This is a genomic window from Streptomyces sp. NBC_00989, assembly GCF_045162655.1.
Taxonomy (GTDB): Bacteria; Actinomycetota; Actinomycetes; order Streptomycetales; family Streptomycetaceae; genus Streptomyces.
The window spans coordinates 9,474,389-9,487,405 of record NZ_CP108728.1 but is presented as its reverse complement, the minus strand read 5'-3'; the positions used below and the strand labels follow the sequence as shown (position 1 = coordinate 9,487,405).

9 protein-coding genes are annotated in these 13,017 nt (G+C 71.0%); 4 read left to right on the top strand and 5 right to left on the bottom strand.

The annotated features are described in order from the left end of the window. Positions 1–123: 123 nt before the first annotated feature. From OG714_RS42650 to OG714_RS42640, 3 genes are read left to right on the top strand one after another with little or no spacing between them, the layout of a single operon-like run. Positions 124–1,119 carry a FecCD family ABC transporter permease gene (locus tag OG714_RS42650; RefSeq protein ID WP_406132140.1) on the top strand — a complete coding sequence of 332 codons (996 nt, stop codon included), beginning with the start codon at positions 124–126 and terminating at the stop codon, positions 1,117–1,119. Beyond that, positions 1,116–2,198 (top strand): FecCD family ABC transporter permease, encoded by a 1,083-nt coding sequence (locus tag OG714_RS42645; protein WP_406129213.1) that lies wholly within the window; start codon positions 1,116–1,118, stop codon positions 2,196–2,198. The genes OG714_RS42650 and OG714_RS42645 overlap by 4 nt, the downstream gene beginning before the upstream one ends. 4 nt (positions 2,199–2,202) lie before the next feature. After that, entirely contained in the window at positions 2,203–3,117 is a 915-nt protein-coding gene (locus OG714_RS42640) for an ABC transporter ATP-binding protein (RefSeq protein WP_406129211.1), read from the top strand. Positions 3,118–3,154: 37 nt separating this feature from the next. Here the strand turns inward: OG714_RS42640 and OG714_RS42635 are convergent, their stop codons facing one another. Then, a complete protein-coding gene (locus OG714_RS42635) occupies positions 3,155–4,108 on the bottom strand; it encodes a methionyl-tRNA formyltransferase (RefSeq protein ID WP_406129209.1) in 954 nt (317 codons plus the stop codon). Positions 4,109–4,206: 98 nt separating this feature from the next. Here OG714_RS42635 and OG714_RS42630 point away from each other — a divergent pair, with 98 nt between their 5' ends. Continuing rightward, on the top strand, positions 4,207–5,514 hold the full coding sequence (locus OG714_RS42630; RefSeq protein ID WP_406132139.1) for a lysine N(6)-hydroxylase/L-ornithine N(5)-oxygenase family protein: 1,308 nt from the start codon (positions 4,207–4,209) through the stop codon (positions 5,512–5,514). 140 nt (positions 5,515–5,654) lie between these two features. On the opposite strand, the gene OG714_RS42625 is transcribed toward OG714_RS42630, so the two are convergent. The 4 genes from OG714_RS42625 to OG714_RS42610 form a co-directional block, all read right to left on the bottom strand. Further along, complete coding sequence (locus tag OG714_RS42625; RefSeq protein ID WP_406129207.1) at positions 5,655–6,335, bottom strand: isochorismatase family protein; 681 nt, start codon at positions 6,333–6,335, stop codon at positions 5,655–5,657. Between the two features lie 123 nt (positions 6,336–6,458). Next, positions 6,459–7,946, bottom strand: a complete 1,488-nt coding sequence (locus tag OG714_RS42620) for an amidohydrolase (RefSeq protein WP_406129205.1) — start codon at positions 7,944–7,946, stop codon at positions 6,459–6,461. 180 nt (positions 7,947–8,126) lie between these two features. Beyond that, positions 8,127–10,607, bottom strand: a complete 2,481-nt coding sequence (locus tag OG714_RS42615) for a beta-glucosidase (RefSeq protein WP_406129203.1) — start codon at positions 10,605–10,607, stop codon at positions 8,127–8,129. Positions 10,608–10,934: 327 nt separating this feature from the next. After that, positions 10,935–12,812, bottom strand: a complete 1,878-nt coding sequence (locus OG714_RS42610; RefSeq protein ID WP_406129201.1) for an RICIN domain-containing protein — start codon at positions 12,810–12,812, stop codon at positions 10,935–10,937. Between the last annotated feature and the right edge of the window lie 205 nt (positions 12,813–13,017).

Genomic DNA, 13,017 nt, shown 5'->3' with positions numbered 1-13,017 from the left:
CTCACCTAAGCTGCTGGAGAGGCCGCCCGGTGGTCCGCCAACAGGGCTCCAGAGCACGGAAGATGATCCGGAAGACGACATGGAGACCGGCACGTGGCTTCAGGCAGAAGGCTTCGCACCACGGTGCTGGTGACACTGATCGTCACCCTCCTCGTCCTGCTGTCCCTGCTGTCGGTCGCCCTCGGCGCGCTCAGCGTGCCGCTCGACCAGGTCGTGCGCTCGGTCCTCGGGCATCCGCCCAGCCGCCTCGTCGACAACGTCATCTGGTCGGTGCGCGTGCCCCGCACCCTGCTCGGCCTGACGACGGGCGCCGCGCTCGGCCTGTCCGGCGCGCTGATGCAGGCCCTGACCCGAAATCCGCTCGCGGACCCGGGCATTCTCGGGGTGAGCGCGGGGGCGTCCTTCGCGATCGTCGTGGCGGTCGGGGTGTTCGGCGTGGTCTCGCTGTACGGCTATGTGTGGTTCGCGTTCGGCGGGGCGCTCGTCGCGAGTGTCGTGGTCTTCTTCCTGGGGCGGCTGGGCGGGTCCGGGGCCACACCGGTGAAACTGGCGCTCGCCGGGGTCGCGATCACCGCGCTGCTCCAGTCGTTCACCAGCGCCATCGTCCTCACCGACCAGGACGCGCTGGACCGCTACCGCTTCTGGTCGGCCGGTACCCTGGCCGACCAGGACTCCGGCGAGCTGGTGCGCATCCTGCCCTTCCTCGCCGTGGGCGCCGTACTGGCCCTGTCCCTCGCGCCCGCCCTCAACAGCATGGCCCTCGGCGACGACGTGGCCGCCTCGCTGGGACGGCGGCTCGGTCTGGTACGGCTCCAAGGGGTCACCGCCGTCGTTCTGTTGACCGGCGCGTCCGTCGCCGTCATCGGTCCCGTGGTCTTCCTCGGTCTGGTCGTCCCGCACATCGCGCGGGTCCTCGCGCAGTACGCCGGAATCGGCCCCGACTACCGCTGGCTGCTGCCGCTCTCGGCCGCGCTGGCGCCCCTCCTGCTGCTGTCCGCCGACATCCTGGGCCGGATGGTGGACCGCCCGACCGAGATCCAGGCCGGTGTCCTCGTCGCCTTCCTCGGCGGCCCGTTCTTCATCGTCCTGGTCCGCCGCCGGAAGCTCGCGGAGGTATGAGCGTGCCCACACCCGTTGCCGCTCCCCCGCGCGCCGCCCTCGGCGACCGCCCGTTCCGGCTGACCGTGCCCCCGGTGTCCGGCGTACTGCGTCCACGCCTGCTCCTCACGGGAGTTGGCGTCACGCTCGGCGCGTTCCTGCTGTTCTGCTGGGGCCTGACCATCGGCGACTATCCCGTGGCCTTCACGGATGTCATCCGCGCGCTCTGGGGCTCGGGCGACGCGGGCACGGTCATCGTCGTGCAGGATCTACGGCTGCCTCGTGCCCTGGTCGGACTGCTGGTCGGCGTCGCGTTCGGCGTCTCCGGGGCCGTGTTCCAGACGATGACCCGCAATCCGCTGGCCAGCCCCGACATGATCGGGCTCACCGAGGGCGCCGGAACCGCCGTGGTGGCGGCGGTGGTTCTTGGCTGGACCGGCGGACTCGGCCTGTCCACGCTGGGGTTGCTCGGCGCACTGGCCACCGCACTCCTCGTGTACGCGCTGGCGTGGAAGGGCGGGGCCACCGGGTACCGCATCATCCTCGTCGGCATCGGGGTCTCCTGGATCTGCTCCAGCGCCACCAACTTCCTTGTGGCGCGCGGCAATCGCTTCGAGGCGGAGGCGGCCCTCGGCTGGCTGGTCGGCAACCTCAACGGCCGGACCTGGAACCAGGTGGACTCCCTGGCGATCGCCCTGGCCGTGCTGCTGCCGATCACCCTGGGCATGGGCCGCTGGATGCGCACGCTGATGCTCGGCGACGACGTCGCCGCCGGACTCGGCACACCCGTCCAACCCGTCCGGCTGGCCCTGCTGCTGGCCGGGGTGGGCCTGGTCGCCTTCGGTACGGCGGCCGCCGGGCCGGTCGCCTTCGTCGCGCTGGCCTGCCCGCAGATCGCCCAGCGGCTGGCGGGTACCTCGTCGCCGCCCCCGCTCGTCTCAGGTCTCACCGGCGCGCTCGTCGTCCTCGGCTCCGATCTCCTCGCCCGCGAGGCGATCCCGGGGACGGAACTGCCGGTCGGGATCGTCACCGGCGCCCTCGGCGCGCCGGTCCTGCTGTGGCTGCTCATCCGCGCCAACCGCGCGGGCTCTGGAGGCTGATCGCATGTCGACCACTGACCCGCGCGAGTCCGAATCTCCGGCCGGCGCCCCTCAATCGCCCACGTTCGGACCCGAGTTGCGGGCGCGTGATCTTCATCTCGCCTACGACGGACGACCCGTGGTCGAGAACCTGAACCTCACCGTGCCGACCGGCCGGATCACGGCCATCGTCGGCGCCAACGCCTGCGGCAAGTCGACCCTGTTGCGGGCGCTCGCCCGGCTGCTGACCCCGCGCCAGGGCGTGGTGGAGCTGGACGGCGTCGCGCTGCGGTCCGTCCCCACCCGCGAACTCGCCCGCAAACTGGGCATCTTGCCGCAGACGCCGGTCGCACCGGAGGGCCTGACCGTGCTCGACCTGGTCGGCCGGGGCCGTTCCCCGCACCAGACCTGGTGGCGGCAGTGGTCGGCGGCCGACGAGGAAGCCGTGCACGCGGCCCTTGAGGCAACCAGCCTGACCGACCTCGCCGAGCGCCCGGTCGACGAACTCTCCGGCGGCCAGCGGCAACGCGCGTGGATCGCCATGGCCGTCGCCCAGGGCACCCCGGTCCTGCTCCTCGACGAGCCGACCACCTATCTCGACCTCGCCCACCAGATCGACGTACTCGACCTGATCACGGACCTCAACCGGCGCGAGGGCCGCACGATCGTGATGGTGCTGCACGACCTCAACCAGGCCTGCCGGTACGCCGATCACGTCATCGCCATGAAGGCCGGCCGCATCGTCGCCGAGGGCGCGCCCGCCGACGTCGTCACCGAGGCGACCGTCGAGGACGTCTTCGACCTGCGCTGCCGGATCACCCCCGACCCGGTCAGCGGCACGCCGTTGGTGATACCGCTGGGGCGGCACCACCACGACGGCACCATCAAGACCACCACCGACGGCAACGCCCGGGCCGAGGACGCCGTCACGACCCGGTGAGGGGCCCCACCTCAACCAGCAGGGCCCCGAGGGTCGTTCAGGGCCGGGACTTCAAGTACCCGCCCATCGTGCGGAAGTAGTCGCCGGCCGCGTACTCGGTGCCGTCGTCCGTGCGCACCCGGCGCACCAACAGCCCCTGGCCGCGCCCGGTGTGGGCCTCGGGGCCCGCCACGATGACCACGCCGTCGCCCTCGCGGATGAAGATCCGGCCCGGGGTACCGCCGTAGCGTCCCTCCGAGACGGCCGCTGAGACGATCCTGAGCCGCTCGCCGCGGTGGAAGGCGTACGCGTTCGGGTACGGGTCCGACTGGGCCCGTACGAGGCGCTCCAGGCGTTCCGCGGGCCAACTCCAGTCGATGCGGCTGTCCTCGGCCGACCTCTTGTGGAAGAAACTGGCGCGGCTGCGGTCCTGCGGCACCCACTGGCCGGCGTCGCGGCCGGAGGCGATCAGGTCGAGCGACTCGCGCACGATGGGCGCGATGAGGTCGACGGTGCGGTGGAACAGGTCGGTCGCCGTGTCGGTGGGTCCGACCGGCACCGAGCGCTGGATCAGGACGTCCCCGGCGTCGAGTTCGCCGTTCATGCGGTGCGCGGTGACGCCGACGCGCGGCTCGTCGTTCAGGAGCGCCCAGATGATCGGCGAGAAGCCCGCGTACGACGGCAGCAGCGAGTCGTGGACGTTGAGCGTGCCGTGCGGCGGGAGGTCGAACAGCTCCGGCGGCAGCCACGTCCGCCAGTTGTTGGCGACGATGATGTCCGGTCGCGCTTCCCGTACGGCGTCGAGGAGTTCGGCGTCGTCGGGGCGGTTGCGCAGCAGGACGGGGACGTCGTTCTTCTCGGCGAGTTCGGCGACGCTGTCGTCCCAGATCTTCTCGTAGGCATGCTCACTTTTCGGGTGGGTGACGACGAGAACGACCTCGTGGTCGGAGTCCAGCAACGCCTGCAGCGTGCGGTGACCCCAGGTCTGATAGCCGAGCATGACGACCCGCATGACGGTCCTTCCCTTCAACGACTCATTGCAAGGTAAGCCTTACCTTATCTAGCATTGGGCTGCCTGAGGGAGGCGATGCCACGGTGAAGTCACCGCTAATGGATTCCGAAGTGGTCCACGACATACTCGGAATCGGATTCGGTCCGTCAAATCTCGCTCTGTCCATAGCGGTTGAGGAGCACAACAAGAGCCTTCCGGCAGACAGCCGTCTCAACGCCCTGTTCCTGGAACGCCAGCCGCGCTTCGGCTGGCACCGGGGCATGCTGATCGACGACGCCACGATGCAGGTGTCGTTCCTCAAAGACCTGGTCACGCTGCGGAATCCGACCAGCGACTACAGCTTCCTCTGCTTCCTGCGCGAGCAGGGCAGACTGATCGACTTCCTGAACCAGAAGACCCTGTTCCCGCTGCGCGTGGAGTTCCACGAGTACTTCGAGTGGGCGGCCGAGCGGGTCTCCCACCTGGTCTCCTACGGCAGCGAGGTCGTCTCCGTCGACCCGGTGCGCGGCGACGACGGCGAGGTCGCCTTCTTCGACGTCACCAGCCGCGACCCGTCGGGTTCCGGTACGGCGGTGACCCGGCGGGCCCGCAACATCAGCGTGGCGATGGGACTTGAGCCGCATGTTCCGCCGGGTCTCGAACTGGCCGAACGGATCTGGCACAACAGCGAGTTGATCCCCCGCGCGACCGGACTGGCCGACGCGGGCAAGCCGGTGCGGCGGGCGGTGGTGCTGGGCGCCGGGCAGAGCGCCGCCGAGGCGGTGGACTATCTGCACCGCACCTTCCCGGACGCCGAGGTGTGCTCGGTGTTCGCCAAGTACGGCTACACCCCGGCCGACGACAGCCCGTTCGCGAACCGCATCTTCGACCCGGAGGCGGTGGACGTCTACTTCTCGGCCCCCTCCGAGGTCAAGCAGTCGCTGATCGACTACCACCGGTCCACCAACTACTCCGTGGTCGACATGGAGTTGATCGAGGCCCTGTACGCCACCGCGTACCGGGAGAAGGTGGCCGGACGGGAACGGCTGCGCTTCCTCAACGTCTCCCGCATCCGCGCCGTCGACCCGGCGGCCGACGGCGGTCTCGACATCGCTGTGGAGTTCCTGCCCACCGGCGAGAAGCAGGTGCTGTCCGCCGATGTGCTGGTGCTCGCCACCGGTTACCGGCCCCGCGACCTGAGTTCGCTGCTCGGCGAGGCGGCGAAGCTCTGCCTGCGGGACGACGGCGACGAGGTCCGCGTCGGCCGGGACCACCGGGTCGAGACGGTCCCCGAGGTCACCGCGGGCCTCTACCTCCAGGGCGGCACCGAGCACACGCACGGGCTGACCAGCACGCTGCTGTCGACGGTGGCGGTGCGGGCGGAGGAGATCCACCGGTCGGTGCAGGCGGCGAAGCTGCCCGTCTGACGCCCCACGACTCCCCGGGCCCGGAGGGTACGGTCCCTTCCGGGCCCGGGGTTTTTCTGTGCCGGGATTTTTCGGGTGGGCGGGGCAGCATCCCAGGCCGGCCTACGGTCGCTTGCCGGCCGCCGCTGGTCAAACCTCGGTCAAATCAGCGGCGTTGAAGGTCGGCTCCCTCTGCGGCGCTGGGGACCGGGTACGCCGAACACGTCCGCCACGCCCCGCACGGTCCTGACCGCTCCGCAGGTCGCCGCGATCCAGTCCACGGCCATCCGGTGGTCGTCGTGCGCCCGGTCGGCCACCGCGTCCGCGACGACGAACGGCTCCATGTCCTGCATCCACGCGTCGGCCGCCGTCAGCAGCACCTGGGTGCGTGCGAACACCCCGACGATCACCGGCTGGTCGCGCCCCAACTCCGCGAGCCTGCGCCGCAGTCGGGTACCGGCGAAGGCACTGAACCGCTTCGCCACCAGCACGCTGTCGCCGACCTGAGGGCGGATCGCGTCCACCACGTCACGGGAGTCCTCGCCGCCGGGCAGGCGCGGATGCCCGAAGCTGGACTCCCGTCCGTCCGGTTCCCGCTCCGCGGTCTTGAGGGTGTACAGCACGGGAATGCCCGCCGCCCGCGCCGACTCCGTCAACAGGGCGACTCCGGCGAGGAGTTCACCGACCGGTGCGGAGGACTCCCGCAGTACGTGCAGGAAGTGGTTCTGCACGTTCAGGACCACCAGCGCCGCGCGGCCCGGGTCGATGGCCCAGCCCGTCCGGTCCGGGGGCAGCGCGGCAGGGCCGGGCATGACGTACGGGACCATGTCGGATGACGGCATACGCGTCGGCCTCTCACCGGTCGTCGGACGTCATGAAGAGACGTCGCGGGGTTACGTCGTGGTGTTGCGTCGTTGGGTTACGTCGTTGGGTTACGTCGTGAGGTTGGAGAACGCGGGACCGGGTCAGTAAGGCCCGTGGGTCCAGCGGCCGTTGGTCATCGTGGCGTGGACGGGCATCGCGCGCAGGGTGTCCGGGTCGGCGTCCAGGGGATCCGCGTCGACGGCGACCAGGTCGGCCGGGTCGCCGACCCTGATGAGCCGGCGTCCGCGGGCCGCGGCGACCAACGCGTCCGGGACGGACAGGCGTTGCTCCGGGTGCCAGGCGGGGCGTTCGTCGTCGGTGCGGATGACGGCGGACGCGATGGCGAGCCAGGGGTCCAGCGGCGAGACCGGGGCGTCCGAACCGAACTCGAGCCGTGCCCCGGCGGCGAGCAGGTCGCCGTAGGGGAAGGCGCGTTCGGTGCGCCCGGCCCAGTGCCGGTCCGCCACGTCACGGTCGTCCGTCGCGTGCCGGGGCTGCACCCCCGCCGTGACCCCCAACTGGGCGAATCTCGGCAGGTCTTGAGGACTCAGCAACTGCGCGTGCTCGATCCGGCCGCGGCAGCGCACCGTCTCGAAGGCGTCCAGGGCAACGGTGTTGGCGCGGTCGCCGATGGCGTGCACGGCGGGTTCGATGCCGTGCGCGGCGGCGTGCCGCATGAGCCGTACGAGCTCGTCGGGGGCCGTCTCCTCGATACCGTGGGCGCCGTCCGTACCCTCAAGTCCCGGGTAGGGGTCGCGGCACAGGGCGGTACGGGTGTTGAGCGAACCGTCCGTGAAGAGCTTCAGCGGCCCCACCCGAACCAGCCCGCCCTCCGCACCGACGGCGTCCCCCGTGCGCAGCCCGCGCTTGACCGCCGCGTCCAGGTAACTCGGATACACCGCGGCCGACACCCGTACGGCGGGCCGGAAATGCGCCGAACGCCGTTCCCAGTCCGCGACCGTGTCGCCGAACTGGAAGTCGATGACACCGCTGACCCCGCGCGCGGCGGCAGCCCAGCAGGCGTCCTCGATCCAGCCGTCGACCACGTCGTCCGGTGCCGCGGGCAGTGCGGACAGGACCTCGTGGGCCTCGTGTTCGCGGATCAGGCCGGTGGGGTGGTCGCCCCGGCCGACGAGCGCGAGGCAGGCGGAGTTGAGCCACGCGGCATGCAGGTCGGCGCTGACCAGGGCGACCGGCCGATCGGGCAACACCGCGTCCAGCAGCCCCTTGTGCGGGGCGTCGGCCCACAGCCCGTCCCGGAACCCGTACCCGTAGAGCACCGCACCGTCGGCCACCCCGGCCCGCTCCCGGACGAGCTCGGCGACGGCCCGTGCGGACGCGGTACCGGCCAGGTCGAGCCGGTGCCGGGCACTCGCCCACTCCCCCAGATGGACATGGGCGTCCCACAGCCCGGGCAGCAACACCCGCCCGCCGAGATCGAGTTGCCGCTCACCGGCACCCTCGGCGCCCGCATCCGCTTCCAGTACGACATGGGTGATCCGACCGTCCGCCACCCGCACCCGGGCGAGCGGCCCACCGGCACCCAGGCGCACCCGGGTGAGTGTCAGGGCGCTTGGGTTGTCCGCCATAAGGGCCTCCAGGGGAATGCCGAGGGCACTCCTCCAACGATTCCACCAAGTAAAGTAAGGCTTACCTTACCTCGTGGATCGCCCTTCCGTCCCCCGGACGACGGCTCCCGGCCCCGCCGCGTCACCGACCTCGCCGATCCCTCGCGGCAAGGCCGATGACGACGCACCGTACTCCCTACCTCATCGCTTCACCTCCGCGCTCGTCCGCACCCCCAGATCCCCCGCCGAAGCCCCCACCCACACAGCCCGCCGCCCAGTCCCCAGCACCCACGCATGCCGCTTCGCGTCCCACGACGACAACGTGCGCGCGGCGACCCGCACGGTGACCCGGCGCCGCTCCCCACTCCGCAGCGCCAGTCGCCGATAGCCGCCCAACACCCGCACAGCCTGGTCGAGTTGGAGGTGCGGTGAGCGGCCGACGTACACCTGAGGCACCGCGACCCCGTCCCGTCGCCCGGTGTTGCGGACCGTGAAGGTGACGTCGAGCCCGTGCCCGTTCCAGCGTGCGGACGCGTCCTCGTAGGAGAAGTCGGTGTACGAGAGTCCGTGACCGAAGGGGTAGAGGGGGCGTACGCCCTCCGCGTCGTACCAGCGGTAGCCGACATGGATGCCCTCCGAGTACTCCTCGACGCCGTTCACGCCGGGGTAGCGGCGGGGGTCGCCCGCGACCGGGTGGTGGGCGTCGTCGACCGGGAAGGACTGGGTGAGCCGGCCGCCGGGGTCGCAGTCGCCGAACAGGACGGCGGTCGTGGCGGCGGCGCCCTCCTGGCCCGGGTAGTACATCTGGAGGACCGCCCCGGTGCGGGCCAGCCACGGCATCGACGTCGACGACGAGGTGTTGAGGACCACCGTGGTGCGCGCGTTCGCGGCCGTGACCGCTTCGATCAACTTCCTTTGGTTTCCCGGGAGTTCGAGGGTGGTGCGGTCCAGGCCCTCCGTGGCGTCCTCGTAGGCGAACAGGACGACACCGCGGGCGGCGCGCGCCGCGGTGACCGCCTCGGCGACGTCCTGGGCCCGGGTCTCGCCGGTGACGCGCCGCAGCCGGAACAGCAGTCCGGCGTCGCCGCCGTCGGCGGTGATCTTCAGAGTGTGGGTGCCCTGGGCGAGGGTGAGCGTCCTGCGGCGGACCGAGAGGCCGTCGGGGTCGACCGAGACCAGGCCACCCGAGAAGTACTCGCCGTATCCGGCCGCGATCGGGAACAACTCCTCGCCGTCGAGGAGGACTTTGGGGCGCGCGGTCGGAGCCGAGGAGAAGTGCAGGACGAACGTCCACTCGTCGGACCCGGTCACGGCGAGCGAGCCGTCGTACTCCCAGGTCCCGCCCGCGTCCACCCGCTGGCCCTCGCTGTCGAAGGCGGGGGTGAGCGAAGACGCGGGAATCGCCTTGCCGAACAGGTCCTCGCCGAGCGCGTACGTCACCCGGGTCCGGGAACCGGCCCGCGCCCTGATCGCGTCGAGCGGGCTGTCCGCGTGGTCCGGTACGACATGCGCGCTGCCGCCGCCGCTGACGAAGGGCAGGGAGCCGGTGGGGCCGATCACCGCGATGGTGCCGCCGCCGGTCAGCGGGAGGGTGTTGTGCTCGTTGCGGAGCAGGGTCGCGCCCGCCTTGGCGACCTCCAGGGCGACGGCGGCGCCCGCCTTCGCGTCGCGCGCGGGGCGCGGCGGCACGCTGCCGTCGAGGAGCCCGAACCGGTCCATCACGCCGAGGATCCGGCGCACCGCGCGGTCGACGTACCGCTCCGGCAAACTCCCGTTCTGCACGGCCGACTTGAGGGGCGTGCCGAAGTAGGTGCCGTCCGGCATCTCCATGTCGAGGCCGGCGGTGATCGCGGCGACGGTGCTGTGCGCGGCGAACCAGTCGGTCATCACCCAGCCCTCGAAGCCCCATCGACCGCGCAGGATGTCGGTGAGGAGGGTCTTGTTCTCGCAGGCGAAGGTGCCGTTGACCTTGTTGTACGCGCCCATCACCGCACCGGTCCCGGCGCCAACGGCCGCCTCGAAACCGCGCAACTCGATCTCGTGCATGGTCTGTTCGTCGACCCGTACGTCGATGGAGTCGCGGTCCTTCTCCTGGTTGTTCATCGCGAAGTGCTTGACGGTCGCGATGAGTCCTTCGCCCTGGATGCCCTTGATCTCGGCGGCGACCAGGTCACCGGCGAGCAGCGGATCCTCGCTGAGGGTCTCGAAGTTGCGGCCCGCGTACGGGGTGCGGATGAGGTTGACCATCGGGGACAGCAGGACGTCCTGGCCCAGCGCGCGTCCCTCGCGGCCGACGACCTGGCCGTAGCGGCGGGCGAGTTCGGGGTCGAAGGCGGAGGCGAGCAGGACGGGTGCCGGGAGGGCGGTGGCGTGTGCGGTGACGCGGACGCCGGCCGGTCCGTCGGTGAGCCGGAGCGGCGGGATCTTCAGGCGGGGGACGCCAGGGATGTAACCGGCCTGGCCGAGCGAGTTCGGGTCGGTGGCGCCGTGCAGGAGGGAGATCTTCTCGTCGAGGGTGAGCTTGACCAGGAGGCCTTCGACGCGGGGGCCGGCCCCCGCCTCGGGTCTGGCCTGTGCGTACGCGTGCGACGGGGAGACGAGTCCGGTGGTGGCCGCGCTGGCCACCGCGATCGCTCCGCCCAGCAGACGCAGGGCGGATCGCCGGGACACGGTGTCGGTCATGAGCCGTCACTCCTTCGTTGTGCGGGCACGACGGTGTGAACCGCGGGTGCGCCGCGGTGCCCCGGACCGTGTTCGGTATCTGAACGCACCATGCGCGAACACCGACTTGACGACCCGTTGGAGACCACTGGCGCGGCGGGAAAACTATGACCGTCACTGACTCGTGTCAATGAGCCGAACAGGAATCGGTCGCGCGCCGACAAGAACCGAAGGGTGAAAGAGCTGCGGGGCCACCCCGGTTGGGGCAGCCCCGGCACTCGGCTCAGGTCAGCTCGATTCAGCTCGGCTCGGTTCAGGTCAGCTCAGTTCAGCTCGGTTCACTTCAGCTCAGTGGAGGGACGGGACGAGCGTGGTGACCGTGTCCAGGACGCCTCCTACGACATTTCCTACGGCGTCCCCTACGGCCGTCAGCGGCTGCACGGCGCTGGCGCCGGCTTCACCGCCCAAGGGCCCGGGTTCCGGCGCGGGTTCCTCGCAGCATGCGACCTGCGCGGCGCGGGGTGCGTACTGCGGCTGGTCCTGTTGCGGAAGGTTCGAGAGAGGCGGCGGTACGTCGCCCTGGGGCGCACCTTCCGGAGACGCGGGCGCGTCCGGTGCACCGTCCCCCGGCACCTCCCCCTTCCCCGTCCCCTCCGCCTCGCCCTTTCCGGTCGGGTCACCCTGCTTCACCCGCGCGTCGGCCGTGGATTCCAGCGCCCACCGCTGCTCGGCGGACCCGTCCCGGTCCGTCACCACGACCCGCGCCCCGGCCTTCACGCTCGCCGGAGCGACGGCCAGCCCCTGGCTCCAGCGGAGCAGGAACTCGCCACTCACCGTCAGGTCGTAGTGCACCTCGCCCGCGTGCACCAGGCACCCGGCCAGGGTGACCGTGCGCGCGGTGGTGTCGGTGGCGAGGCAGAGTCCCGGGTCGGTCTGGCTGCGCAGCAGACCGTCCTGGTCGTACGACCACTGCTGGGACCCGGCGGTCGAGCAGGCGGCCATGGTGACGGCGGCGCCGCTCCGTACCTGGCTGCCCGGGATGTCGAGGCACAGGCCGGAGGCGAGGCTGCGCAGGACGCCCTGCTGGACGACTCCCGCGACCCCTCCGTCGGCGCCGGCGGCCGACGCGGAAGCGGCGGAACCGTCCGACGAGGGCGCGCCGACCGGGCTCGGGCGGGTCGAACTGCCGCTGGCCGCGCCCCAAGTGACGTTCGGATCAGGCGTGTTGCCCCCTTCGGTCCAGCCCTTGGTGGCGAGCACGGTCGCGAGCAGGGCGAGGGAGGTGAGGCCCACGCCCACGAGCGCGGCCCTGGGGTGCCGGCGCGGAAAGGCGAGCCGGCCGTCCGGCGTGGGGCGGTGGCGGCCCATCGGACGGCGGGCGGCGCGGGCCGCGGACTCGGGGGTCTCGCGGCCGGGCCGTGAGTCGACGTAGCGGCGGGCGCCCCAGCCGAGGACGGTCTCGGCGAGCAGCACTTCGAGGCCGCCGTCGAAATGGCTCAACTGCTCTGCCGCGAAACGGCAGTAGCGGCACGTCATCAGATGCCGTTGCACATCGGGCAACAGGCCGCCGCCGCGACGGATCGGGACGTCGAGGAGTCGGTTGTAGTGGCGGCATTCATGGGTCGGCGCGAGTTCCAGGTGGGCGCGTACGCAGCCCGCCCTGAATTGTTCACGCGCCTGGTCCAGTGCGGCGGTCGCGGTGACCTCGTCCACGCCCAGCAGACCGGCCGGTACGGATATGGGTTCGGCCTCGACCTCGGCGTGCCACAGCAGGCATTGGGAGGCCCCGGACAGCGCGCCGAATGCACGTTCGGCCAGCTTCCGCCTTTCGGAGGTGCCGGACCTCGCCGCGCGTAGACCTCGGGCGCCAGTGGGTTTACGAAGTTCCGGCAGCAGGACGGCAATTCGCTCCTCCGCCGCCCACTTTTTCACCATCTCCCTTACCGCCACGAGGAGTTGGGGACGCAGCGCGCCGCCGGTCGCCCGGCCGGCCAGTACCTGGTGGAAGGCCGCGCTCGCCACCATGGACGCCGAACTCTCGGCGGACGCGAGACAGATGACCGCATATTCGCTTGTCGCCTGCCAGTGGCGTGCGAGCAACAGCGCGACGGCGTGAGTGCCCTCGGCTTTGTCGCCGAGCTGCGCCACGAGATTGCGGTCCGACTCCCCCGGACTCGATCCGGGACGGGGCGGGAACGGCGGGCGTGGGGGGTAGGGGGATTGCACGGAACCATTTCCTTCCAGGCCGCAGGACGGCACACGAATGCCCGACCGTCGGAAAGCAGGTACTTGATTGGTGCATACCTATGAGATGTCAGAAACGACCCTGACCATTGCCTTCTCACAGCTGCCCTCATGAGGTGGCTCACACTCGCACAAGCCTCTGACAGGAAACAAGGAGTTCGGGTGACCGATGTTCAAAACGCTATGA

What these genes read in the sequence shown, in the direction of transcription:
- OG714_RS42645 (WP_406129213.1), top strand. Translation starts at nt 1,116, where the DNA reads ATGAGCGTGCCCACACCCGTTGCCGCTCCCCCGCGCGCCGCCCTCGGC.
- OG714_RS42640 (WP_406129211.1), top strand. Translation starts at nt 2,203, where the DNA reads ATGTCGACCACTGACCCGCGCGAGTCCGAATCTCCGGCCGGCGCCCCT.
- OG714_RS42635 (WP_406129209.1), bottom strand. Translation starts at nt 4,108, where the DNA reads ATGCGGGTCGTCATGCTCGGCTATCAGACCTGGGGTCACCGCACGCTG.
- OG714_RS42630 (WP_406132139.1), top strand. Translation starts at nt 4,207, where the DNA reads ATGGATTCCGAAGTGGTCCACGACATACTCGGAATCGGATTCGGTCCG.
- OG714_RS42625 (WP_406129207.1), bottom strand. Translation starts at nt 6,335, where the DNA reads ATGCCGTCATCCGACATGGTCCCGTACGTCATGCCCGGCCCTGCCGCG.
- OG714_RS42620 (WP_406129205.1), bottom strand. Translation starts at nt 7,946, where the DNA reads ATGGCGGACAACCCAAGCGCCCTGACACTCACCCGGGTGCGCCTGGGT.
- OG714_RS42615 (WP_406129203.1), bottom strand. Translation starts at nt 10,607, where the DNA reads ATGACCGACACCGTGTCCCGGCGATCCGCCCTGCGTCTGCTGGGCGGA.